Annotated in this window: 24 protein-coding genes; 19 read left to right on the top strand and 5 right to left on the bottom strand. The window is 54.3% G+C overall.

Annotation, left to right across the window (positions count from 1 at the left end):
* The first annotated feature begins 1 nt into the window (after position 1).
* From AAFH99_RS14940 to AAFH99_RS14900, 9 genes are all read left to right on the top strand, one after another.
* Positions 2 to 1,669 (top strand): methyl-accepting chemotaxis protein, encoded by a 1,668-nt coding sequence (locus AAFH99_RS14940; protein WP_406828104.1) that lies wholly within the window; start codon positions 2 to 4, stop codon positions 1,667 to 1,669.
* A 5-nt stretch (positions 1,670 to 1,674) separates the two neighbouring features.
* Entirely contained in the window at positions 1,675 to 2,511 is an 837-nt protein-coding gene (locus AAFH99_RS14935; protein ID WP_406828103.1) for a CheR family methyltransferase, read from the top strand.
* Positions 2,512 to 2,708: 197 nt separating this feature from the next.
* Positions 2,709 to 3,764, top strand: a complete 1,056-nt coding sequence (locus AAFH99_RS14930; protein ID WP_043318906.1) for a chemotaxis response regulator protein-glutamate methylesterase — start codon at positions 2,709 to 2,711, stop codon at positions 3,762 to 3,764.
* 54 nt (positions 3,765 to 3,818) lie between these two features.
* Positions 3,819 to 5,582, top strand: coding sequence for a methyl-accepting chemotaxis protein (locus AAFH99_RS14925; RefSeq protein ID WP_406828102.1), 1,764 nt, complete (start codon positions 3,819 to 3,821; stop codon positions 5,580 to 5,582).
* Positions 5,583 to 5,630: 48 nt separating this feature from the next.
* Complete coding sequence (cheY, locus tag AAFH99_RS14920; protein ID WP_231758144.1) at positions 5,631 to 6,017, top strand: chemotaxis response regulator CheY; 387 nt, start codon at positions 5,631 to 5,633, stop codon at positions 6,015 to 6,017.
* 40 nt (positions 6,018 to 6,057) lie between these two features.
* On the top strand, positions 6,058 to 6,750 hold the full coding sequence (gene cheZ / locus AAFH99_RS14915) for a protein phosphatase CheZ (RefSeq protein WP_406828101.1): 693 nt from the start codon (positions 6,058 to 6,060) through the stop codon (positions 6,748 to 6,750).
* Between the two features lie 128 nt (positions 6,751 to 6,878).
* Positions 6,879 to 8,015, top strand: a complete 1,137-nt coding sequence (gene flhB, locus AAFH99_RS14910) for a flagellar biosynthesis protein FlhB (RefSeq protein ID WP_043318900.1) — start codon at positions 6,879 to 6,881, stop codon at positions 8,013 to 8,015.
* On the top strand, positions 8,012 to 10,105 hold the full coding sequence (flhA, locus tag AAFH99_RS14905) for a flagellar biosynthesis protein FlhA (protein WP_406828100.1): 2,094 nt from the start codon (positions 8,012 to 8,014) through the stop codon (positions 10,103 to 10,105). The genes flhB and flhA overlap by 4 nt, the downstream gene beginning before the upstream one ends.
* Before the next feature lie 154 nt (positions 10,106 to 10,259).
* Positions 10,260 to 10,958 (top strand): RNA polymerase sigma factor FliA, encoded by a 699-nt coding sequence (locus tag AAFH99_RS14900; RefSeq protein WP_043318898.1) that lies wholly within the window; start codon positions 10,260 to 10,262, stop codon positions 10,956 to 10,958.
* A 109-nt stretch (positions 10,959 to 11,067) separates the two neighbouring features.
* Here the strand turns inward: AAFH99_RS14900 and AAFH99_RS14895 are convergent, their stop codons facing one another.
* The 5 genes from AAFH99_RS14895 to flgA all read right to left on the bottom strand — a co-directional run bounded on the left by AAFH99_RS14895 (position 11,068) and on the right by flgA (position 14,531).
* Complete coding sequence (locus AAFH99_RS14895; RefSeq protein WP_043318896.1) at positions 11,068 to 11,454, bottom strand: energy transducer TonB; 387 nt, start codon at positions 11,452 to 11,454, stop codon at positions 11,068 to 11,070.
* A gap of 205 nt (positions 11,455 to 11,659) precedes the next feature.
* Complete coding sequence (locus AAFH99_RS14890; RefSeq protein WP_051687127.1) at positions 11,660 to 12,904, bottom strand: EAL and HDOD domain-containing protein; 1,245 nt, start codon at positions 12,902 to 12,904, stop codon at positions 11,660 to 11,662.
* Between the two features lie 87 nt (positions 12,905 to 12,991).
* On the bottom strand, positions 12,992 to 13,441 hold the full coding sequence (locus tag AAFH99_RS14885; protein ID WP_043318894.1) for a flagella synthesis protein FlgN: 450 nt from the start codon (positions 13,439 to 13,441) through the stop codon (positions 12,992 to 12,994).
* Complete coding sequence (flgM, locus tag AAFH99_RS14880; protein WP_406828099.1) at positions 13,438 to 13,722, bottom strand: flagellar biosynthesis anti-sigma factor FlgM; 285 nt, start codon at positions 13,720 to 13,722, stop codon at positions 13,438 to 13,440. The genes AAFH99_RS14885 and flgM overlap by 4 nt, the downstream gene beginning before the upstream one ends.
* A gap of 131 nt (positions 13,723 to 13,853) precedes the next feature.
* Positions 13,854 to 14,531, bottom strand: coding sequence for a flagellar basal body P-ring formation chaperone FlgA (gene flgA, locus AAFH99_RS14875; RefSeq protein WP_369797830.1), 678 nt, complete (start codon positions 14,529 to 14,531; stop codon positions 13,854 to 13,856).
* Positions 14,532 to 14,729: 198 nt separating this feature from the next.
* On the opposite strand from flgA, the gene flgB reads away from it, so the two are divergent.
* From flgB to flgK, 10 genes are all read left to right on the top strand, one after another.
* A complete protein-coding gene (gene flgB, locus AAFH99_RS14870; RefSeq protein ID WP_406828098.1) occupies positions 14,730 to 15,158 on the top strand; it encodes a flagellar basal body rod protein FlgB in 429 nt (142 codons plus the stop codon).
* 65 nt (positions 15,159 to 15,223) lie between these two features.
* Positions 15,224 to 15,625 (top strand): flagellar basal body rod protein FlgC, encoded by a 402-nt coding sequence (gene flgC / locus AAFH99_RS14865; protein WP_406829187.1) that lies wholly within the window; start codon positions 15,224 to 15,226, stop codon positions 15,623 to 15,625.
* The gene (gene flgD, locus AAFH99_RS14860) at positions 15,625 to 16,299 is read left to right on the top strand and encodes a flagellar hook assembly protein FlgD (RefSeq protein ID WP_043318887.1); all 675 of its coding nucleotides are present in this window, start codon (positions 15,625 to 15,627) and stop codon (positions 16,297 to 16,299) included. The genes flgC and flgD overlap by 1 nt, the downstream gene beginning before the upstream one ends.
* A 43-nt stretch (positions 16,300 to 16,342) precedes the next feature.
* Positions 16,343 to 17,533 carry a flagellar hook protein FlgE gene (gene flgE, locus AAFH99_RS14855; RefSeq protein WP_043318885.1) on the top strand — a complete coding sequence of 397 codons (1,191 nt, stop codon included), beginning with the start codon at positions 16,343 to 16,345 and terminating at the stop codon, positions 17,531 to 17,533.
* A 27-nt stretch (positions 17,534 to 17,560) separates the two neighbouring features.
* Positions 17,561 to 18,316, top strand: coding sequence for a flagellar basal body rod protein FlgF (locus AAFH99_RS14850; protein ID WP_406828097.1), 756 nt, complete (start codon positions 17,561 to 17,563; stop codon positions 18,314 to 18,316).
* A 25-nt stretch (positions 18,317 to 18,341) separates the two neighbouring features.
* Positions 18,342 to 19,124, top strand: a complete 783-nt coding sequence (gene flgG / locus AAFH99_RS14845; RefSeq protein ID WP_043318882.1) for a flagellar basal-body rod protein FlgG — start codon at positions 18,342 to 18,344, stop codon at positions 19,122 to 19,124.
* An 83-nt stretch (positions 19,125 to 19,207) separates the two neighbouring features.
* Positions 19,208 to 19,798, top strand: a complete 591-nt coding sequence (locus AAFH99_RS14840; protein WP_406828096.1) for a flagellar basal body L-ring protein FlgH — start codon at positions 19,208 to 19,210, stop codon at positions 19,796 to 19,798.
* A 31-nt stretch (positions 19,799 to 19,829) separates the two neighbouring features.
* Positions 19,830 to 20,945 carry a flagellar basal body P-ring protein FlgI gene (locus AAFH99_RS14835; RefSeq protein WP_043318879.1) on the top strand — a complete coding sequence of 372 codons (1,116 nt, stop codon included), beginning with the start codon at positions 19,830 to 19,832 and terminating at the stop codon, positions 20,943 to 20,945.
* Positions 20,945 to 21,325 carry a rod-binding protein gene (locus AAFH99_RS14830; protein ID WP_406828095.1) on the top strand — a complete coding sequence of 127 codons (381 nt, stop codon included), beginning with the start codon at positions 20,945 to 20,947 and terminating at the stop codon, positions 21,323 to 21,325. The genes AAFH99_RS14835 and AAFH99_RS14830 overlap by 1 nt, the downstream gene beginning before the upstream one ends.
* Before the next feature lie 71 nt (positions 21,326 to 21,396).
* On the top strand, positions 21,397 to 23,016 hold the full coding sequence (gene flgK, locus AAFH99_RS14825) for a flagellar hook-associated protein FlgK (RefSeq protein ID WP_043318878.1): 1,620 nt from the start codon (positions 21,397 to 21,399) through the stop codon (positions 23,014 to 23,016).
* Positions 23,017 to 23,020: the final 4 nt, after the last annotated feature.

Genomic DNA, 23,020 nt, shown 5'->3' with positions numbered 1-23,020 from the left:
CATGAAAACCAATCAACCGGTAACCAACCGGGAATACCTCCTGCGCGACCAAGACTTTCTCATCTCTCGAACCGACCTCAGTGGCCGCATAGTATACGCCAACTCCGCGTTTGTGGAGGTGAGCGGTTATGCGCAGCATGAATTACTGGGGGCCAATCACAATATTGTCCGCCATCCGGATATGCCGCCGCAGGCTTTCGCCAACCTTTGGCAGACCATCCGCAAAGGCGAAGTCTGGATTGGGCTAGTGAAAAACCGCCGAAAAGATGGAGGTTTTTACTGGGTGCGTGCCCATGTTGTACCGGTTTCGGATGCGGGCCGGATCAATGGATATGTCTCTATACGCCTGAAAGCCGGGCGGCGGGATATTGAGCGGACGGAACAACTGTATCGATGTCTACGGGAGGGCCGCAGCGGGAATGTAACGTTACAGCGTGGTGAAATGATACACCGCGGCCCCAAAGGCTGGTGGCAACGCGCTGCTCGCGCCTCGCTCAAGCTTCGCCTGGGTACCCTGGCAGCGCTGTCTGGCTTGTCACTTATGCTTGGATCGGCGTCCGTCTACTCTTCTCACGGAATGATCCCTGCGGTTGCTATTACCCTCGGCGGTTGTGCGTTACTTGCCGGGCTCACTGTTTCCGTCGCACGCAGCATTTTGCGTCCGTTACGGGATATGCAGAAATTCCTACTTCAGATTGCCGCGGGAAACCTGGGGATACCAGCGCCTACTGAAGCGGAAGGCGAAATGGCACCTCTCGCCAATGCCCTTACAATCATGCATCGCAGTCTTCACGATATTGTAAGTGAAGTAAGCGCGAGCGTTGCAGTGTCAGTACCGAGTACACGTAAGATTGCGGATGGTAACGACGACTTGGCATCGCGTACTGATCAGCAGGCCGCATCGCTGCAGCAGACCGCTTCCAGCATGGAGGAGATCACCATAACCGTCGGTCAGAATGCCGACAATGCGCAGCAAGCATTCGGCCTTGCGGAAGATGCGTCCCGCGACGTGAAAGTGAGTGGTGAAACCATGGGCCAGATTGTTAGAACCATGGAGGGAATCACTCAGAGCTCTAAGCAGATGGCAGCGATCATCGAGACGATTGATGGCATTGCTTTCCAGACTAATATCCTCGCGCTCAACGCTTCCGTGGAAGCTGCGCGAGCAGGTGAACACGGTCGAGGTTTCGCCGTGGTAGCACAGGAAGTACGAAATCTCGCGGGGCGTTCGGCCGACGCAGCGAAACAAATTCGCGTTTTGATTGACGGTTCAAATCGCGAGGTTAATGCCGGCGCCGAGTTGGTGCGTCAGGCAGGTACCTCTATTGCCGGGGTGGTCGAATCGGTTACTCGTGTGAGTAATATCATGCGAGAAATCTCCACAGCGTCCGCCGAGCAGAGTACCGGTATCGGCCACATTAACCTCGCTGTTGCACAGATGGATGAAGTCACCAAGCAGAATGCAGACAGAGTACGAGCGATCGCCGAATCATCGGCCGCGTTGCAGGGGCGTATGGCGCGTCTCTCACAGGCAGTGGGCGTTTTTTCTTTGGAAAAGACCGTACCGGAGAATTCTGCTAAGGGGATAGCATCGCCAAAATCCATTAACAATCCTTCTGATGAGGCTGCCGTAGATACATCTACAGAAATCCGCCTGAGCGCAGGTTGATTGCAGTGAAGCAGCGAGTGGTAGCGCCTATCAATCAGCGTGAACTTGAGTTCACCGATCGAGATTTCGAGCGAATTCGTGTACTGATCGCGGAGCGGGCCGGTATTGTCCTGGCTGAACATAAGCGGGATATGGTGTATAGCCGACTTGGCCGTTGTGTACGAAATCGTGGCCATCAATGTTTCAGTGCGTATTTAGATTGGCTGAATGGTAGGTCGGGAGCGGAGGCCTGGCAGGAATTTGTCAACGCATTGACCACTAATCTCACTGCTTTTTTTCGTGAACCCCACCATTTCGATTTGCTGGCGTCGCATATCAGAGATCGGAGGGATCCAGTTCGAGTCTGGAGTGCCGGGGCTTCCACAGGAGAGGAGCCGTATTCTATCGCAATTGCACTTGAAGAGGCTCTGCCTACCCTGACGAGGCGCGAAATCTTCGCGTCGGATATCGACAGCGAAGCATTGACCAGGGCGCGCAATGGAATTTATCCACTGGATCAGGTGCGCCGCCAGGTGCCTGAGAATCAGCTACGGCGCGGTTTTCTCAAAGGCTGTGGTCGGCGCAGCGGATACGTTCGCGTACGACCGGAGTTGGCGCGTCAGGTTCACTTCGAGCCTGTGAACCTTGTTGGTCAACATTGGCCTGTCCAGGGTCGGTTTGACGCGATCTTCTGCCGCAACGTAATGATCTACTTTGACCGAGAGACCCACGCACGACTGCTTGAGCGTTTCGCTCGACTGTTGAAGAGTGATGGTTTGCTATTTGTTGGTCATTCGGAGAACTTCACCAACATTACCCAGAGGTTCCGCCTGCGCGGCCAGACTGTCTATACACTGGCCTGATCATTCCGGGGGCTTCCTATCGCCCGTCCAGCGGCGTGAGAAAAACCTCGTTGCCCTCCCTAAAGCCCGGCGATTAGCGGCCGATGAATACTTCAGGTTCAGCGAATACCCGATTCTAACACTTGGGGGCCCTGTCAGTTTGCAAGGTCAGATTGAAAGACAGCGCCGTAGCGTGAGCGAGAGAGCAGACGTTATCCATGGAAAAAATCAAAGTGCTCTGTGTCGATGACTCGGCACTTATTCGCGGACTTATGCGCGAAATTATCGATGGCCAGTCAGATATGGAAGTAGTAGCGGTCGCTCCTGACCCTCTGGTTGCACGTGATCTGATCAAGCGACTGAATCCCGATGTTCTGACTCTGGATGTGGAAATGCCGCGAATGGACGGACTGGACTTCCTGGAGCGGTTGATGCGCCTGCGTCCAATGCCCGTCGTTATGGTTTCGTCGCTCACCCGGTCTGGGTCGGAAATCACCCTACGTGCTCTGGAGCTCGGTGCGGTCGACTTTGTCGCCAAGCCGCAACTGGGTATACGAACGGGTTTACTGGAGTACGGCCATCGGATAGCAGAAAAGATCCGTGCGGCTGCCCGAGCGCGACCAGCACGCCATATGGTACGAAATAAAGAACCCCCTTCCGCGTTGGAGCCGGTAATGGTTTCGAGCGAAAAGCTGATGATTATCGGCGCTTCCACTGGTGGGCCCGAAGCGATTCGGCGCGTGCTCGAGCCTCTTCCTGCTAACTGCCCGGCAATCCTCGTTGCCCAGCATATGCCCAGTGGATTTACCCGTTCGTTTGCGGAGCGATTGAATCGGCTCTGCAGGATACAGGTGAAAGAGGCCGAGCACGGCGAGCGTATTCTACCTGGCCATGCGTATATCGCTCCAGGCGACCAGCATCTGAAGCTGGCGCGTAGTGGAGCCAACTATCTGGTCGAGTTGGATACCGGGCCAGCGGTTAACCGGCATCGTCCATCGGTCGATGTTCTGTTTCAGTCTGTTGCTGAACTGGCTGGTCGCAATGCCATCGGAGCACTGCTTACCGGTATGGGGCGAGATGGTGCCGCCGGTTTGCTGGCCATGCGGCAGTCTGGTGCGGCGACGCTTGCTCAGGATGAAACCTCGTCTCTGGTATTTGGCATGCCGAGAGAGGCAATTGCCATTGGGGCTGCAAAGGACATAGTGACTTTGGATCGCGTCGCCGAGCACATGCTCACATTGGCAGCCGCGTCTGGACGCGCCCAGCGCGTATAACAAATGCAAATAGAAATTTAGTTCCAGGATTACCGACGAGGAGAAACGCCGGCCATGATGAAACTGATCAGAAACCTCAATATCAACACGGTAGTGGCCGGAGTGCTGTTGTGTTGCACGCTGTTGATGGGCGCCCTGGTTGCCCTGCGTATGGCGACGAATCAGGTGGGTGACGATTCTATTCGTACGCTGCACCGGGTCAATGTGCAGGTAATGCACGATGTATTTCGAGCATATTCCACCCTCAATAAAAGCATGATTGAAATGAATCTTGCTGCCGGAGAGCTGGAGAACGGGCGCAACCTCAGCGCAAAAACGTATCTTAAAAGTGTCAATGAGACATTACAGCAGACACACAGGGAGTTTGATCGGCTATCCGAAATAGAGATGACGGAACAAGAAGCCGCGGAGTTTGAAGAACTATCGCTGGTATTTACCGATATGCTGGGAGAGCTGGATGCGGAATATCAGCTTCTAGTACAGGATAAGCCAGACCTTGAAAGTTACAACGAACGCAAAGAGGAAATCAGTGTTTTCAGTGATGACCTCAATGTGGCTTTGCTGTCACTTCTTGATCAGGCAGGGGTTCAGAGCGAAGGCATCATGGAGGGGTATAGAGATACCACTAGTCACTACGGAACCATCGGTATCATTGTCATAGCGTTTATCGCCATCATTCTCGCCCTGATCTATCTACTGCTGCGTAATATCGTAGTGCGCCCTCTGGGTGAAGCAATGGAAAATCTGCAGAGTATTGCGCAAGCAGATCTTTCGCGCCCGATCAGCGACCATGGTGGAAATGAGATTGGTCAGCTGTTCAGTGCCATGCGCGATGTGCAGCTGAGCCTCAGCCGAATTGTCACTCAGGTGCGCAACGGAAGTACGTCTATCTATAGCGGTTCGTCAGAAATTGCACGAGGCAATATCGATCTGTCTGCGCGCACGGAACAGCAGGCTGCATCACTGGAAGAAACCGCGACCAGCATGGAAGAGTTGACCGCTACCGTGAAGCAGAATGCAGACAATGCCCGTCAGGCCAGTGGACTTGCCAATGATGCTTCTGGAACGGCCATTCGTGGTGGGGAGGTTATGCAGCAGGTTTCCAGCAAAATGCAGGGGATTACCGAGAGTTCCCGTAAAGTTGCGGAAATTACCGGAATGATAGATTCAATCGCTTTCCAGACGAATATTCTGGCATTGAATGCCTCAGTCGAAGCTGCGCGTGCCGGTGAACAGGGCCGCGGATTTGCGGTGGTTGCCGGAGAGGTACGGAACCTTGCGGGCAATAGCGCCGACGCCGCACGTCAGATCAAGTCCCTGATTGAAAATTCGGTGCAGGAAGTAGAGCAGGGCGCGTCTCTGGTAACCCAGGCCGGTGACACCATGAAAGAAGTGGTGGATGCGGTGAAGCGCGTGACCGACATTATGGATGAAATTTCTGCCGCATCTCAGGAGCAGAGCAGCGGAATCGAACAGGTCAGTCGCGCTGTGAGTCAAATGGATGAATCTACCCAGCAGAATGCAACATTGGTGGAGAAGGCGTCTGCTGCCGCGGCCTCTCTGGAGGCGCAAGCACAGCGCTTGGAGGAAGCCGTCGCCATTTTCCGTCTCACCAGTGAATCTGAGGACGAGGGTGGTTACTCCTCCAGCAGCATTGATCCCGAAACACCCTTGGCGAAGAACAACGCTGGAAATCGTACAGCGCAAGTAGAAAAGGCCGATAGCCAGGAGTCCGCGGACGCGAAGAAGGTTTCGGCACCGGAAAAGGATGCTCGTGAACTGATCACATCTACCGATGAGGAGTGGGAAGAGTTTTGACCCTAAACCTGCGAGTGTGGAGAAGCGTTAACACAGAGAGTACAGATCATGGATAAAAATATGAAGATACTGGTGGTGGACGATTTCCCCACCATGCGACGGATAATTCGGAGCCTGCTCAAGGAGCTTGGCTTTAATAACGTGGATGAAGCAGAAGACGGCCAGGAAGGGCTGGCCAAAGTGAATGGTGGTGGCTTTGAATTCGTAGTCTCCGACTGGAATATGCCGAATCTAAACGGTCTGGATATGCTCAAGGATATTCGAGCGAACGAGGCGACTAAATCCTTGCCCGTCCTGATGGTTACCGCCGAGGCAAAAAAGGAGAATATTGTGGCCGCGGCACAGGCTGGCGCCAACGGATATATTGTTAAACCTTTCACGGCGGCGACATTGGAAGAGAAGTTAACTAAAATCTTTGAGAAGCTGGGAAAATGAGCGCGCTGATGCCCGCTTCTTCCGGAAAGGAGAAGTGACCGTGAGTAGTGAGTTAAAAGCTGTCAGCTTCGATAATACCCAAAGTGACGAACTGGTGGTGCGAATTGGCCAGTTGACGAGAATGCTGCGCGACAGCATGCGGGAACTGGGCCTTGATAAAGAAGTAGAGAAAGCAGCCAAAGCCATTCCAGATGCCCGTGCCCGGCTCGATTACGTGGTTTCCATGACTGAGCAAGCCGCAGAGCGCGCGCTGAATTGTGTTGATCGCGCACAACCTCTGCAGAATGAGATTGAGTCCCGCGCCCAGGCATTGGATAAGCAGTGGCAGTCCTGGTTTGAGAATCCAAAGGAGCTTGATGAGGCGCGTGAGTTGGTAAAGGAAACCCGTGGTTACCTCTCTGCCGTACCCACCATGGCCCGCGAGACCAACAAGGAATTGTTGGAAATCATGATGGCGCAGGACTTTCAGGATCTGACTGGTCAGGTTATCAAGAAGATGATGGAAGTCATCCAGGAGGTCGAGCGCCAGCTATTGCAGGTCCTCCTGGAAAGTGTACCGGAGGGTGAGGAGCGGGAGGCGTTTCGGCGCCGGCTGGAAGATGGATCAGCAGCGGACAATCAGCGCCGCGAGGAGTCCTCTCTGGTCAACGGGCCTCAGATCAACGTTGAGGCTGAAGACGTGGTCAGCAGCCAGGACCAGGTGGATGATCTGCTGGAAGAGCTGGGATTCTGATCACTTGTGCGAATGGCGAGTAACGGGTGCTCTGCTGAAATAGCACCCTGTTACCCCGCTTTTTCGCCCTTTAGCGATACCCGCTTTGGTCGACAATGGCCGGCACCCGATAACCACCGGATGCCCAAATGGCTGACGATAGCCAGGACCAGGACAAAACAGAAGCCGCCACACCCCGGCGCCTTGAAAAGGCCCGTGAGGACGGCCAGGTAGCACGCTCCCGAGAACTCGCCACGGTCATGCTCTTATGCACTGGTCTCGGAGGTCTGTGGGCGTTGGGTCCGACCCTGTTCGCACAGCTCGGGCTTATGATGGAGCAGTCTTTTCTGTTTGATCGGCAGCGGGCCTTTGACCCCGCTGTCATGGTAACCACCAGCGCCAATCTTACTGCTCACAGTCTACTGGCACTGATCCCACTGTTCATACTCGTCGCTGTGGTTGCATTGCTTGCACCTAACTTGCTGGGCGGCTTTCTTATTTCCGCCAAATCCCTCAAACCCCAGTTCTCTAAACTCAATCCGATCAAGGGGCTCAAGCGGCAATTCTCCTCCCAGGCTCTGGCTGAACTGGGTAAGGCTATTGCCAAATCTGTACTTGTAGGTACGGTGCTCGCGCTGTTTTTATATAGCCGGCGCGGCGAGTTTCTGGCCCTGATGGATCTCGGAACCGAACGAGCCATGGCATCTGCGCTGCGACTCGCAGCGGAGGCCTGTGGATTGATGGCATTTTCCCTCATTCTCGTGGTGGCAATCGACGCTCCGTATCAGTTGTGGAGTCATGCCAAGAAATTACGGATGAGCAAAGAGGAAGTGCGCCGCGAATTCAAGGAAAGTGAGGGCGATCCTCAACTCAAGGCACGGATACGTCAACAACAGCAATCGATGTCGCGTAACCGAATGATGGCCCAGGTTCCTGATGCAGACGTAATCATTACCAATCCTACACGATACGCAGTTGCCCTGCGCTATGACGAGAGCCGCATGAGTGCACCGCGAGTAATTGCGAAAGGCGTGGAGGCGGTTGCCGCGCGTATTCGGACATTGGCGGACGAACACGATATTCCTCGTCTTGAAGCCCCACCGCTGGCTCGATCCCTGTACCGTCATGTCGATCTGGATCAGGAAATTCCTGCACCTCTGTATACCGCCGTAGCCGAAGTGCTCGCCTGGGCTATGCAGCTGCGTCGCGCAAATGAGCAGGGGGAAACCCCACCTGTAACACCGGAACAGCTCCCGTTACCTGAAGAGTTGGAGGTAGACCCGTGAAACCCTTGAATTCCTATTTCAGCAGTACTGGATTCTCGCTGCCCGCCGGGCGGGTGCTCGCTGGTCCGGTGCTGATTCTGCTAATCATGTCCATGCTGATCCTGCCGTTGCCGCCGTTTGCGCTGGATATGTTTTTTACCTTCAATATTGCCCTTTCTCTGATGGTGCTACTGGTGAGCATGTTTACCTTGCGCGCACTGGATTTTGCCGCTTTCCCGGCGGTACTGCTTTTCACGACCTTATTGCGCCTGGCACTCAATGTCGCCTCCACCCGAGTTGTATTGATGGAGGGGCACACCGGGGGGGCTGCCGCGGGCAAGGTGATTGAGGCTTTCGGCCAGTTTTTGGTTGGAGGTAACTTTGCAGTGGGGCTGGTGGTGTTTCTGATCCTGGTGGTGATCAATTTTATGGTGATCACCAAAGGCGCTGGGCGCATTGCTGAAGTAGGGGCGCGTTTTATGCTTGACGCCATGCCCGGAAAACAGATGGCTATTGATGCAGATCTTAACGCGGGGCTGATCGGTGAAGAGGAAGCCCGTACCCGTCGTACAGAAGTCGCTCAGGAAGCAGATTTTTACGGCTCCATGGACGGCGCGAGCAAATTTGTGCGTGGAGATGCTGTCGCGGGGCTGGTAATCATGGCAGTGAATGTCATCGGCGGTCTGATGATTGGCACCATGCAGCATGATCTGTCTTTCGGCGATGCTGCGCGTACTTACACGTTGCTAACGATCGGTGACGGTCTTGTAGCTCAGATCCCTGCGCTGGTGATCTCCACAGCGGCTGGTGTAACTGTTTCCCGGGTCAATACCGACCAGGACGTTGGTCAGCAGATGATCGAGCAGCTGCTTACCAACCCGCGTGTGCTGTATCTCGCCGCAGGCGTTATGGGGCTGCTGGGTTTGGTTCCCGGTATGCCGAATTTTGTATTCTTGCTTTTTACTGCTGCCTTGGCTGGGATCGCCTGGTGGATGGGGCGGCGACGGGAAGAGCAGTTGGTGCAGGAGCAGATTGATGCGGAACCCGCCATTGTACCGGAAACACCTGAGGCCAGTTGGGATGATGTGGAGCTTATCGATACCCTGGGTCTGGAGGTGGGACATCGCCTGATTTCCCTTGTAGATCAACGTCAGCAAGGAGAGCTACTTGGGCGCATTAAAAGTGTGCGTAAGAAATTTGCTAAAGAAGTCGGGTTTTTACCACCTGTTGTCCATATACGGGATGACCTTGAGTTATCACCAAACACCTATGTGATTAACCTTAAAGGCGCGGAAGTTGGCAGAGGTGAAGCACATCCAGGGAAGTGGCTTGCAATCAATCCCGGGCAGGTAAGCGGCGAGCTTCAGGGCATCGCAACAGAGGAGCCCGCGTTTGGTTTGCCTGCGGTGTGGATAGATCAGGGGCAGCGTGAACAGGCTCAGGTGTATGGGTATACGGTGGTGGATGCGAGTACTGTTGTGGCTACACATTTCAACCATTTACTACATCGTCACTGCGCGGAAATGCTCGGCCGTCAGGAAGTTCAGCAGCTTCTGGATAAACTTTCCGGTGATTGTAAAAGTTTGGTTGAGGAAGTCGTTCCTAAAACGGTCACCCTGACAACCTTACAGCGAATTCTGCAAAATCTGCTGGATGAGGATGTTCCCATCCGTGATATGCGCAGTATTCTTGATGTTCTGGCCGGCCAGGGGGAGCAGAGTTTTGATGTGCCCGAGCTGACCGCGCGGGTGCGCCTTGCTTTGGGAAGAGTGCTTGCACATCAGTGGTTCCCCGGCAGTGCTGAACTCCGGGTGATGGGCCTGGAAAGTCAGTTGGAGCAGGTGCTTTCTCAGGCGCTGGAGAGTGGTGGCGCACTGGAGCCAGGACTTGCGGATACCCTGATGTCTCAAGCTGCGGCTGCCATGGAGCGACAAGAAACCGCCGGTGATCCACCCGTGCTGGTTGTGCGTCACAACCTGCGCCCACTACTCGCGCATTTTCTCAGGCGTCGCCTGCGTCAGTTGGCGGTGCTTTCCCAGGCTGAGATTCCCGATGACCGTATGGTTAAAATCACGAATATGATCGGTGATCGCAGCGAGGCTAATGTCTAACGCTTAAGGTTTGAAAAGGCGTCTTCAACGGGGTTTATTCTGCGCATACAAATTTCCTCGTCAGCCAATAATGGAATTGGCTCCGGCAGATCCACCCAACACAAAGCTGCAGAGCCATGTTTACTAAACCTGGAAAGATGGCTGGGGAACTGCAATGTATACAGCACAGGGTACGATTAACCGGGATGCGCTGCTGGAAGAACATCTTCCAGCAGTACGGCGCCAGGCATTATCACTCCAAGTAAAACTGCCTGCAGGCATAGACCTTGATGATTTGATACAGGCCGGTATGGTTGGACTGCTTGATGCGTTACAGAGGTTTGATCCGAACGCTGGCGCCAGTTTTTCCACCTTTGCCAACCAACGCGTCCGTGGTGCTATGATCGATGAATTACGTACCCGCGACTGGTTGCCACGCAGCGTACGCCGCAATGCGCGAATGTTGGATCAGCAGCTTCAGAAGCTCGAGCAGCGTCTCGGGCGTGCAGCTGACGAGCGGGAAATTTCGGCAGCAATGGGTATGTCCGTTGACGAGTATCACCAATTGCTGCAGGACACCAATTGTGGGCACCTTTTGCCATTTGAAGAGGTGGTAGCCGAGCGCGGTGAGCCTGAGGCTGGCGCGGGTTCGCCAGCGACGCCCTTTGCGGCCTTACTGGAAGGCGAACGTAAACGCGACCTCCTCAATGCGATTGAGCAACTTCCTGAGCGCGAAAAGTTATTGATGGCGTTGTATTACCAGGAAGATCTGAACCTTAAAGAAATTGGTGCGGTTCTTGGGGTAACGGAATCCCGGGTATGTCAGTTGCACAGTCAGGCAATCAAACGCCTACGTGCACGGCTGGTGGAGTGAGAAGTTGGACTTGATCGGAGGTTCCCTAGGGAGAGTTTACTTGGGAAAGCTCGCCTAAATATAAAAAAGACGGCGGGCGTGCCGCCGTCACAACAAGCGCAATTGTTCATCAACTGCCAAGAGAGAAACGAATAGGCACTGTAAAACTGAACGAATCTACACCAAGATGGGAGGGGATTTGAGGGTAGGGATTGGCGCGCTCCACACTGCGCAGAGCCTCACGGTTCAGGCTGGAGTAACTGGACTCTTCGACTACCTGAATATCCTGCACTTCACCGCTTTTATTCACAACGATTTTCAGAACAACTTCCCCTTCCCACCCGCGCTGCTGAGCACGCGATGGATAACGAAGATTCTTCATTGTGTGGCGGTTGAGTGCGTCTGAGTAGCTCTCGACATCACCTTGTTGTTTGGCACCGATCAGGCGAGGTGCAGCATCGACAGACAGACTGGCTGCCAGTAGTGGTAGAGCCAGTGCAAAATGTAAAGCTTTCATGACTGTATCCCGGTAAGTTGCGTTTCAATACTGACTGTGGATTTCCAATACAGGCGGACGCATGCCCCCCGTTATTAGTTGTATCGGCCGTCCTCAAAAAAGCTTTAGGAAATAGAAAAGCCCGGCAAAGGCGCAGCTTCGCCGGGCTGTTCGTCACACACCTGTGAGAGTGTACTCGATAAGTTTGGTGATCTTGCCGAGAAGACTAGGTGTCTCCATTCAACGCCTGCTGGGCCTGTCTGGCCCAGGATACGCTGTGTCGATATGCAGTTTCGTAAATCGGCGTAGTTCCGATCAGCGATAGCTCTGCGAATCGACCCTGCTCATAGAGTTCAACTTCATTCAGGACTGCCCCCAAATGTCCATTGCGATAGAGTAGTGCGTCCTTCACTCCTTGGCTTAGGGGTACCTGTTGCATAAGCTCTTCCATGGAAATATCCATCACTGCATCTAGAAGTGATAGCAGACCCACAATAAAATTGTCGCTGGCGTTTCCACTTCCACTGACTTCGGCAAGGACTTCGCACATGCGCCCGCGAATAAGCATTTTACGGGTCAGTTCTTCGGGTTTTCCCTGTTCTCCTTCAATCAGGAATAGGCTTGCCCAGCGCTGGATCTCTTTCATACCCAGTAGCCCGATAGCATGGGAAATGGAAGTTACTTCCCTGTGTAGGCTGACTGCTGCGGAGTTGACCAGTTTTAGAATTCGATAGGTAAGCTTGGGGTCTTGAAGTGCGATTTCTTCGAGCCGTAAAGGGGATGCTGCAGGGTTTTGCAGCTCGTTCAGGAGTTCCAGTAATAGTGCTTTATTGCCGCTGATTTTCTTGCCTTTTACCGGCGACGGCTCACTGAGGAAATCACCCTGATAGTAGGTAAATCCTAGCTTTACACAGGTAGTGAAGTGTTCCCTGGTTTGCAGGTTGTCTGCGAGTGTTTCCACACCGTGCATGCGAAGCTTGGTTATTGCAGCACGCAGTTGCATATCGGTCATCTGGCTTGGATCCAGTTTCACGATATGTACAACGTCCAGCAACGCGTCCAGCTCGCTATCTTCAGGATCGTAGCTGGACAGGGCAATCCGGTAGCCACGCTTGGCCATTTCTCTCAGTCGCTCTACGCGTTCGGATGTCAGAAGCACGTCCTCGGCTACTTCCAGGATGTAATGTTGCTGGGAGAGCGTTGGCAAGCCGGGTGCAAAGATGACGTCGTCCGTCACTTTAAGAAAGCCGGGGACACTTTTGGTTTGACCCCGCTGATACACCTGATTGTAATTGCCCATGATAATTGGATTACTGGCCTCAATTTGCCTGAGCGTGGCACCTGAGCGTGCCGTTTCGCCCTGCAACAGTAGTTCAAAAGCGGCGACATCATGGTTACGGGTAAATATTGGCCGGCAGGCCAATAAGACATCCAGAGTGTCGTCACTGATTGCTTGTGCAAGTGATGTCACGTTGTGGACTCCTGAGTATTGTTGTGGGGGGCAGAGGCAGGTAGAGCACCAAATAGAGCACTAGCGTGTGAGTTGGCTGTGATTCCGTCACGCGCGGGAGTCTATTTTGCCATTCGGTACGCGGGCGCGGCCGTCAGGACCGTAGAGGCCTTTTCCTTTGGCTTCCTGCAATGCGTTCAATAATCGTTGGTTACTCTCGGCGCGGATGTTGATCACCGTGCCATTGGCCCGGTTAAGTCGTTCCGCTTCACCAGCGAGAGCGATAAGGTCCTGCCAGAGTGGGAGACAACCGGCTTCACGCGCGGCCTGTTCATCCCCTTGGCGGTCATTTGTGTACCCCAGGCGTTGAAGAGCCGTACGTCGCTGTTGCTCGAGATCGTTAAGCTGGTGCAGGCTTTCCTGCTTGCGTCTGGCAATATCTGTCAGTCGCCCGCCATCTACTGTACCCGCGCTGAGCTCTGTTCGCTCGTCATACAGGAGCTGGGTTAGATGTTCGACTCTCTGCCGGTGCTGCTGGAGAAACTGATGCAGACTCATGGTTCATCCAACCCTTCGTCTTCCCGAAGGCTGGCTATAAGGCCCTCGGCAATGCGGTCGGCGCGGATTTCAAATTTGCCAGATGCAATAGCTTCTCGGAGCTCATCGACCCGTAGCGAGTCCAGGTCGTGGCTGCTGTCTACAGCAGGCTGGTGTAACTGGCTAACGTTATTCTGTGTGCCAGGTGTGCTACTTGGCGTTGCAGGCTCCGCCACTGAGTTGCCCGATTTCTCGCGAAGCGTGCTGGCGGGCGTCAGGTGGGTAATATTCTGGATTTTCACGCGGCGGTCTCCGTTGTTCTTCCTACGCTATATCGGCGCTTTCTCGCCCATCTTGAATCTATTTGTGTGACATTTGTCACACTTCTGTCCGGTGCTCGCTGGGGTGCTTTATCGTATATGCCGTGGGGAGGCTACTGCATCGTAGTCTGGTGAATACTGACCAGACCGGGACCAGTCACGAACCCCGAGACGACCTTTCGGCTGGATAGGCGGACTCGCACTTTGTCGCCCTCGGCGCCATCATCCATTGCGTGCCCTTCTCGTGCGATATGAAAACCTCGACCTGAGGCGATTAGGGTGACCGGTTGCCGACGGTTGACTAGCGGGCGTGTTTTCAATTGGTGTCGCTGGATAGCGTAGCCAGAGGGCAGAAACCGACTGGCGATCTGGCCCACGATCTCGGAGCGCTTGCGCAGTGTTCCCTTCGGGAGAGCGCTGAGCTCTCCTTCTACGCGCTTAAGTAGCGGCGCGCTCAATTCGGTGCCCGCTGGAACATTTTCGCTAGGTACCCAGTAGTGCCCAAATGCCCGAATGGACGCTTGCAGGTAGCGTGTGTGAGGTGCGTTTGCGCACCGTATACCTACCGTTACCCGTCCCCATCGAACCTCGTGATTTGCCGGTAGGAACGCGCTCGGAGTCTGGCAATGATTCCAGCGAGCCGCGCTTTGCTGCACTTGTATTTCTACACGCTCACCCAGGTGTTTACTTTGTCTGCTAAGAAAATTCTGGGCGATCCGTTGTAGTTTTTGCTCCTTGTATGCTCCTTCTACTTGATCGGTAGCGGAGAGCAGTACAAGCAGCGGTAGCATAAATTTGAAAAAGCGATACATGACAGAGGCTGCCTTGCGTGGCGTTTCGAGGCGGACTGTGAATTGATGGATATCATAATAAGGATCAACGGTTTCGAAGAGGAGAAATAAGGGGAAAAGCAGTGCCTATTTCCTGCATTGTGTTTGTGTGGCTGTCTGTAGTCTTCACCGTGAAAAAATAAAACCGGGAGAACCTGCATGATTGATCGGCTTTCCGCAGCACTCAACTTTGACAGTGAAGCACTGGGTCTGCGCAATCGACGTCAACAGGTATTGGCAAACAATATTGCCAATGCGGATACTCCGAACTTCAAGGCACGGGATTTCGATTTTTCCCGCGCATTGGCAATGGCGACTTCAGGATCCGCGAGGACAGGGGGTAGCGGCTCAACCAGTGGTCTGAAACTTTCAACGACGTCATCGCAACATATTACTGCGCGCAGTGGAATCAGCAGCGGGCCGAGCCTGTTGTACCGGGTCCCGGATCAGCCCAGCCTTGATGGAAATACCGTCAGTATGGACCAGGAGCGTAGTCGGTTTACCGATAATTCCGTGCGTTTCCAGGCCGCACTCACCCTGTTAAATAGTCGTATCCGTGGACTCAAGTCGGCAATGCAGCCGGAGTAATAAAGGCGAGATGATTAGGTCAGTCGCGCCCACAAAAAATGAAAACCGAGGAGTGCAGAGTGTCAATGTTTTCCATATTTGAAATTTCCGGTTCCGCCATGGCGGCTCAAGGGCAGCGAATGAATGTCACTGCCAGTAACCTCGCCAACGCCGATAGTGTGGCTGGGCCAAATGGGGAGGCCTACCGTGCAAAGCACCTGATCTTTGCTGCGCGCCAGCAGGAAGGCGGTGGTGTTGGCGGAGTACGTGTGCGCGGATTGGTAGAGGATTCGGCACCTTTACGCCAGGAGTATCGGCCGGACCACCCGCTCGCCGATGATGCGGGCTATGTCAGTGTCCCGAATGTAGAGCCTGTCAGTGAAATGGTAGACATGATCGCCGCCTCTCGTTCTTATCAGGCCAATGTCGAAGTGATGAATACCAGTAAGCAGTTGATGCTGAAAACCCTCACTCTGGGAGAAAGCTGATGTCTGTAGCCAATGTTATCGATAGCAGCGTGCGTAGTGCGTTGAACACAACTGCGGGTTCCAGTAGCGGAAGCGCCGATCTCCAGGATAGCTTCATGACACTGCTGGTAGCGCAGCTGCAGAACCAGGATCCGATGAATCCTATGGAAAACGCAGAGATGACTTCGCAACTGGCACAAATCAATACGGTAAGTGGAATCGAAAGCCTCAATGAAACCCTGGCGGGAATTAACGGCCAGCTAGATACGAGCCAGATGCTGCAGGCTGCCGAAATGATCGGTAAAGGTGTGCTGGTGGAAGGGGACCGGGTATTAGTGGGTGAGGAGGGCGCGACCACGCCCTTCGGTATTGAGTTGCCGCGGGCGGCGGACGAAGTACTTATCACCATTCGCAACGCGGCCGGTGAAGTGGTTCGAAGTTTTGAGCCATTTTCACTGGATGCCGGCGTGGAGTCGTTCACATGGGATGGCATGACCAATGAGGGCACCGTCGCACCAGAGGGATCCTATCGTGTATCCGTCAGTGCGACAGCTGATGGCGACACTCTGGCTGCCAGTGCATTGAACTACGCCCTGGTGAGTGGGGTAAACCTCGATGAGCAAGGCGCACCGAAGCTGGATCTCGGAGGTATCTCTGATCCCGTGAGCCTCGACGATATCCGCCAGATTCTCTGATTTCTCTCCAGTCAACAATTCACAGCATAACAGGTACTGTTTTATGGGTTTTTCACAGGCGCTGAGTGGGCTTAACTCCGCAGCAATCAATCTCGACGTTGTCGGTAATAATATTGCCAACTCCCAGACCGTAGGCTTCAAAGGCTCTAGTGTCCAGTTTGCCGACGTATATACCGGTGCGTTAGCTGGCCAGGGTAACCGTGTTGCTTCTGTGCTGCAGGATTTTTCCAATGGCACTCTGGAAGCTACCGGGCGAAGCCTGGATCTCGGTATCAACGGCAACGGTTTTTTCCGTTTTACCCAGGCAGGTGAAGTGGTCTACTCAAGAAACGGGCAGCTCACACTTACCGCAGACGGATACTTGCAAAACGCGCAGGGCGCCCGGCTTACCGGATTTCCCGCAGGTGTGGGTACCGGCGGTCAGCCAGTGGAACTGCGTGTTCCCGCCGATGCCATGAATGCGACACCCACCACGGGTGTGGATATCTCGATGAATCTCGATGCAACAGTGGATATCGTTGACCGTACGGCACTCCCATTTGATACCACAGACAGTGATACCTATTCATATGCCAACACTGGCACAGTGTACGACTCGCTCGGTATCCAGCACACCATGACCACTTATTTCACCAAGACCGCGGACAATGTATGGGAGGTTCGTGTGGCGGTGGATGGTAACGCAGATACCGTTAATACAGGTCAGCTGGTATTTGATAACAATGGCAGCCTGAATGAGCCGGGTAGTAGTTTCCCTACCTACAGTTTTACCCCGGGCGGCGGCGCCGATGTGTTGGATTTTGAGCTTCGGTTTGATGGTTCCACACAATTTGGAAATGACTTCGCCCTCAATTCCCTCGATCAGAATGGCTATGCAGCGGGCGCGTTGGTGGGAATTACATTTGATGATGATGGCACTCTGCGGGGCAATTACGCCAACGAAAAGAGTCAGGTTCTTGGTGTCATTACCCTGGCAAATTTCCGTAATCCGGAAGGTCTTTCCCCCAATGGCGATAACGTATGGGTGGAAACAGGAAGTTCCGGGCAACCGCTATTGGGCTTAGCGGGCGTTGGTCAGTTCGGCACCCTCGAATCGGGCGCCGTGGAAACCTCCAACGTCGACCTTACCCGTGAATTGGTGGACTTGATCGTTGCTCAGCGCAACTACCAGGCGAATACCCAGACCATCAAAGTGCAGGACGAAGTGCTACAGGCAGCGGTAAATCTACGCTAGTCGTGTTGAATCACAGGAATTAAATCTATGGATCGCCTTCTGTACACCGCCATGAGTGGCGCTCGCCAGAGCATGGAGCAGCAATCAGTCGTCAGCAATAACCTGGCCAATGCCACGACTTCCGGTTTTCGCGCGCAGCTTTACGCACTGCGTGCGGTACCGGTTCAGGGGGAGGCGCTGTTGGCTACGCGAACGTCAGTGGTGGCATCCACACCCGGGGCGGATTTCAGCGCTGGCCCGGTGAATGCCACCGGACGCGAACTGGACATCGCGCTGCAGGGCGACGCCTGGCTCGCGGTCCAGAGTAGCGATGGCAGTGAGGCCTATACCCGCCGCGGTGACCTTCAGATAGATGCCACAGGCATGCTTTCTTCGGCCGGTCACCCGGTAATCGGTGAAAACGGCCCGGTGATTGTTCCATTGGGAGCGAGCCTCACCGTGGGTACAGACGGCACCATCAGTGCTATCGGTGCGGGGGAAGATCCTGAAGTGCTTGTACCGGTAGCTCGCCTGAAAATGGTGAATCCAGGTGAAGAATCCCTGCAGCGCGGTACCGATGGGCTTTTCCGAGTTACACCGGATGCGGCGGGTAACGTGATTCCTCTTGCACAGGACGAACAGGCGCGTTTGATTTCCGGCTCTCTGGAGGGTAGCAACGTCAGCCCGGTGGAATCCATGGTGGCAATGATCGACAACGCGCGCCGCTACGATATGCAGCTCAAGGTAATCGAGAGTGCCGATGAAAACGGCCGCAAGGCAGACAGCCTCCTGTCATTGGACTAGTACCAAAATTTAGAGAGAGTGCAAAATGATTAAATCCCTGTGGACCGCCAAAACAGGTCTGGAATCCCAGCAGGTAAAAATGGACGTCATTGCCAACAACCTGGCAAACGTCAGCACCAATGGTTTCAAAAAATCCCGGGCGGTATTTGAGGACCTCCTGTACCAGAATATGCGTCAGCCCGGTGCGCGCAATGATATCCAGAATACTCTGCCTTCTGGAATGCAGGTGGGAACCGGCGTACGTCCGGTCGCCACCGAGCGGCTGCATTCTCAGGGAGGCCTGGAGAATACCGGCAACTCCCGTGACCTCGCCATTAACGGCGCTGGCTTTTTTCAGGTGCGTATGCCTGACGGTAGTACAGCATTTTCCCGGGACGGCAGCTTTCAGCTGGATCAGAACGGGCAGATGGTTACCGCAAGTGGTTACCCGCTGGAGCCCGCAGTAATTATTCCCGAGAATGCATTATCAGTCACTGTGGGAAGAGATGGACTTGTTTCGATCACTGAGCCCGGTTCCACGCAGAGTATCGAGGTAGGGCAATTAACTTTGTCGACGTTCGTCAACCCAGCCGGTCTGCAAGCCATTGGTGAAAACCTGTTTCTGGAAACCAGCGCGTCCGGAATGCGCAGTGAAAGCATTCCCGGCGTAAACGGTGCCGGTAGTCTCTACCAGTCATTTGTGGAGACTTCCAATGTCAACGTAGTGGAAGAAATGGTCAATATGATCCAGACTCAACGCGCCTATGAAATCAATAGCAAAGCTGTACAAACCTCTGACGAAATGCTCTCCCGTCTGGCTCAGTTGTAATGCTTATGCTACGCCTCACTTTCTTTTCAGTGCTCACCATATTTTTTCTTGTTTCGGGCTGTGCACAGATACCGCAGTCTTCATTGGCCGGTGAGCCTGAGTGGGTGGAAATTCCTCTGCCGCCGACACCGAGGGCTAATGGATCCGTCTATCAATCGGAGTCTGGCTATCGTCCTCTGTTTGAGGACTATCGTCCGCGTATGAGCGGCGACCTACTTACCGTTGTATTCAACGAACAGGTCAGCGCATCGAAGAATTCCGAGGTGAATGCAGACCGTGAAGGCGAATCCATCTTTACGGCGGATACTGCTCCCCTGGGGCTGGAAAAGCTGGCCGAGTATGGACTGGATATTAGCGGCAGCTCAAATTTCGAAGGTGGCGGTGGAGCCGAAGCCCGCAATACGTTTTCCGGTACGCTGACGGTGACGGTGCTTGAAGTCTTACCCAACCGAAATCTGCGCGTTCGCGGCGAGAAGCAGATCCGCATCAATCAGGGCACCGAGTTTATCCGTTTTTCCGGTATCGTCGACCCTCGTGAAATCAGCGGCGAAAACTCGGTGCTGTCGACCCAGGTAGCCGATGCGCGTATTGAGTATGTTGGCGATGGGTATATCAACGAAGCCCAGACCATGGGTTGGCTGCAGCGACTTTTATTGAATATCGCTCCTTATTAATCATCCTTTCCCATTTAACAGCGAAAAAGCCATGCGTAAATTATTGCCATTGCCCATTCTCCTGTTGGTTGTTGTGGGCTTGAGTACAGCTCTGAGCTCTCTGGCAGCCGCCACGCCGATTCGAGAACTGGCAGATTTTTCCGGTGTACGCGATAACCAACTGGTGGGGTATGGACTGGTGGTCGGTCTGGATGGTAGCGGGGACCAGACCATGCAGACTCCGTTTACCACTCAGAGTCTCAGTAATATGTTTTCGCAGCTGGGGATCACGATTCCTGCCGGGACCAATATGCAACTGCGCAATGTCGCCGGCGTAATGGTGACCGCTAGTCTGCCGCCCTTTTCGCGACCAGGTCAGCGACTGGACGTGGTTGTGTCGTCGGTAGGTAATGCCCGCAGTCTGCGGGGCGGCACATTGCTGATGACGCCTCTCAAGGGGCTGGATGGTAATACCTACGCCGTGGCCCAGGGAAATCTCGTCGTTGGTGGCGCCGGTGCTGAGGCGGGAGGGTCCAGTGTGCAGGTCAACCAGCAGGCCGGGGGGCGCATTGCCGGAGGTGCTTTAGTGGAGCGGGAAGTTCCTGTGGCGCTCGGAGCCGGTGGGTATCTCGACTTGCACTTGCGTGATGCGGATTTTACGACAGCGGAGCGTGTGGTTCAGGCAATCAACCGCACGTTTGGCAGTCAGATCGCGGGCGCGGTAGATGCCGGATTGGTACGTATACACAGCCCCGATACTGACAATGAGAGAGTGCGCTTTATCGCCCGGGTTCAGCAAATCAATGTGACGCCGCAGGCTCCACCCGCGCGGGTGGTTCTCAATGCCCGCAGTGGCGCGGTAGTACTGAACGGCCAGGTTACGCTTGGCCCGGCAGCCGTAGCACACGGTAATCTGTCGGTAGTGATCGATACTGCGTTTGGCGTAAGTCAACCATCACCATTTGGTGACGGGCGCTCGGTGGTTGTTCCGGACAGTGATATTTCCGTCAGAGAACAGGTGGGTGCTCTCAAGTTTGTCGAAGGCGCCGATCTGATGGAGGTAGTTGATGCCCTCAATGCACTCGGTGCGACACCCACGGATCTAATGACCATTCTGGAAGCGCTCAAAGCAGCAGGTGCGTTGCGTGCAGAACTGGAGGTAATCTGATGTCCCCGACGGATACGCGGGCCGGTTTGGCCCTGGATGTGCAGGGGCTTAATCGCCTGAAACTGAATAGCGATGTGCCGCGCGGAGATAAAAATGCCTCATTGCAGGCAGCGGCCGAGCAGTTTGAGGCATTGTTCCTGCATCAGGTGATGAAAAGTATGCGCGAGGCAACACCTCGCTCGGGCCTGATGAACAGCTCAGCGACTCGCTTTTACGAATCCATGTTTGACCAGCAGCTCTCTTCACACCTATCCGGCCGCGGGTTGGGGCTTGCCGAGCAGCTGGTCAGCCAGCTGTCCCGGGCGGCCGAATCTGAAGCTGCGCCTGCTACGCGTCCGCAGGCATCCGATCTCCAGGCTGATGAAGCCGTTAGTAAATAATTGATCCCCGGGCTCAAGGCTTCGCACCCTGCCGCCGATAAACGGATCAACGGTGACACGGAATTACAACGATGAGTATCTTTTCAATTGGCTTAAGCGGACTGAATGCGGCACAGAATGCGCTGAACACTACCAGTAATAACATCAGTAACGTGTATACCCCGGGTTACAATCGCGAGCTGACTCTGCTGTCAGAACGTAATGGCGCAGGAGGGGTTACAGTTGAAGATATTCAGCGACAATTTGATAGTTTTGTTGCCGGCCAGTTGAATCGCGCGAACAGTGAAACCAGTGCTCTGAGCAGTTACGTGACACAGGTATCACAGATAGACAACCTGCTGGCAGACCAGCAGGCGGGCCTTGCGCCCCTGATGCAGGATTTCTTTTCCTCATTTGAAGATCTGGTCAGTGCGCCTTCTGACCCGGCTGCGCGTCAGGGGGTGATTGGCGCGGCCGATACAATGAGTGCGCAATTCCGTGCCTTTGATGAATACCTTAACGATATGCAGGACGGCGTCAACACGCAGATTCGCGACGAAATCACCCAGATCAATAACACCGCTGCCCAAGTTGCCAACCTGAATCGTGAGATCGCCCTGGCCAGAGCCAAGCACGGTGAAGCGCCGAACAGTCTCCTCAATCAGCGGGACCAGTTGGTAGCGGACTTGAGTACACGTCTGGACGTTGAACTGACCGTGCAGGAAAGTGGTACCTACAACCTTTCTATTGGTAATGGGCAGCCCATTGTTGCCGGCAGTAGCAGCTTTGAGTTACAGGCAGTGGCCAGTGATGCAGATCCAGCCCGTTCGGTGGTTGGCTATCGGGATTCTGCCGGCAATCTGATTGAAATGAAGAGTGATAGCATCAGTGGCGGTACTCTAGGTGGTCTGTTGAGCTTCCGTAGTGAAGCATTGGACAAGACCCAGAGTCAGCTTGGTCAGTTGGCGGTCAGCCTGGCAAGTGCGCTGAATGAGCAGCACCGAGCAGGCTTTGATCTCGAAGGCAATCCAGGCGAGAACATGTTTACCGTGGCTGAGCCCCGTATTCTGAGTAATGACAGTAATAACGGTACTGCCGCGTTCAGTGCCGCGTTCGGTGATCTCAGTCAGTTGGCGGCGACCGATTACCAATTGAAAGTGAGCGATGCTGCCACGGGTGAATTTCAGGTCACTCGTCTGGATAGTGGTGAGCGCTTCACCATCACACTGGATGGCAATGGCCAACTGGAAGTGGGTGGTGTAGTGCTACAGGTGGACGACGCTACCGCACTGGCAGATGGTGATAGCTTTCAGCTGCAACCGGTACGCGGTGCGGCCGGAAGTATGGAAAATTTGGTTCGGGATACTGCGGCTATCGCCGCGGGCGCCGGTGGAGGAACTGGCGACAACGAGAATGCGCTGGCCCTACAGCAGTTGCAGCAGCAGAGCCTGGTAGGTGGCAGTGCTACATTTAATGGCGCTTACGCGATCATGGTCAGCGATGTGGGCAGTCACACCAATATCGCACAGGTGAATCTGGATGCGCGCCAAGGGCTGAGTGAACAACTTTATGCATTACAGCAATCCGAGTCCGGTGTAAATCTTGATGAGGAAGCGGCAAACCTGATTCGCTATCAGCAGTTTTATCAGGCGAATGCCAAAGTCATCCAGACAGCCTCTACTGTGTTGGACGAAATTCTCGGTCTTCGCTAACTCG

The organism is Microbulbifer sp. ARAS458-1, assembly GCF_045348205.1.
Taxonomy (GTDB): Bacteria; Pseudomonadota; Gammaproteobacteria; order Pseudomonadales; family Cellvibrionaceae; genus Microbulbifer.
Note: the sequence above shows the minus strand (reverse complement) of the source record. Positions and strands in the feature narration are given on the sequence as shown.

Coding starts and splice junctions, on each gene's coding strand:
- flgG (WP_043318882.1), top strand. CDS start 18,342: ATGATTAAATCCCTGTGGACCGCCAAAACAGGTCTGGAATCCCAGCAG.
- flhB (WP_043318900.1), top strand. CDS start 6,879: ATGGCTGACGATAGCCAGGACCAGGACAAAACAGAAGCCGCCACACCC.
- AAFH99_RS14930 (WP_043318906.1), top strand. CDS start 2,709: ATGGAAAAAATCAAAGTGCTCTGTGTCGATGACTCGGCACTTATTCGC.
- flgE (WP_043318885.1), top strand. CDS start 16,343: ATGGGTTTTTCACAGGCGCTGAGTGGGCTTAACTCCGCAGCAATCAAT.
- AAFH99_RS14850 (WP_406828097.1), top strand. CDS start 17,561: ATGGATCGCCTTCTGTACACCGCCATGAGTGGCGCTCGCCAGAGCATG.
- AAFH99_RS14885 (WP_043318894.1), bottom strand. CDS start 13,441: ATGAGTCTGCATCAGTTTCTCCAGCAGCACCGGCAGAGAGTCGAACAT.
- flgK (WP_043318878.1), top strand. CDS start 21,397: ATGAGTATCTTTTCAATTGGCTTAAGCGGACTGAATGCGGCACAGAAT.
- AAFH99_RS14940 (WP_406828104.1), top strand. CDS start 2: ATGAAAACCAATCAACCGGTAACCAACCGGGAATACCTCCTGCGCGAC.
- flgB (WP_406828098.1), top strand. CDS start 14,730: ATGATTGATCGGCTTTCCGCAGCACTCAACTTTGACAGTGAAGCACTG.
- AAFH99_RS14830 (WP_406828095.1), top strand. CDS start 20,945: ATGTCCCCGACGGATACGCGGGCCGGTTTGGCCCTGGATGTGCAGGGG.
- AAFH99_RS14900 (WP_043318898.1), top strand. CDS start 10,260: ATGTATACAGCACAGGGTACGATTAACCGGGATGCGCTGCTGGAAGAA.
- cheY (WP_231758144.1), top strand. CDS start 5,631: ATGGATAAAAATATGAAGATACTGGTGGTGGACGATTTCCCCACCATG.
- AAFH99_RS14895 (WP_043318896.1), bottom strand. CDS start 11,454: ATGAAAGCTTTACATTTTGCACTGGCTCTACCACTACTGGCAGCCAGT.
- AAFH99_RS14835 (WP_043318879.1), top strand. CDS start 19,830: ATGCGTAAATTATTGCCATTGCCCATTCTCCTGTTGGTTGTTGTGGGC.
- flgD (WP_043318887.1), top strand. CDS start 15,625: ATGTCTGTAGCCAATGTTATCGATAGCAGCGTGCGTAGTGCGTTGAAC.
- AAFH99_RS14925 (WP_406828102.1), top strand. CDS start 3,819: ATGATGAAACTGATCAGAAACCTCAATATCAACACGGTAGTGGCCGGA.
- flgC (WP_406829187.1), top strand. CDS start 15,224: ATGTTTTCCATATTTGAAATTTCCGGTTCCGCCATGGCGGCTCAAGGG.
- flgA (WP_369797830.1), bottom strand. CDS start 14,531: ATGCTACCGCTGCTTGTACTGCTCTCCGCTACCGATCAAGTAGAAGGA.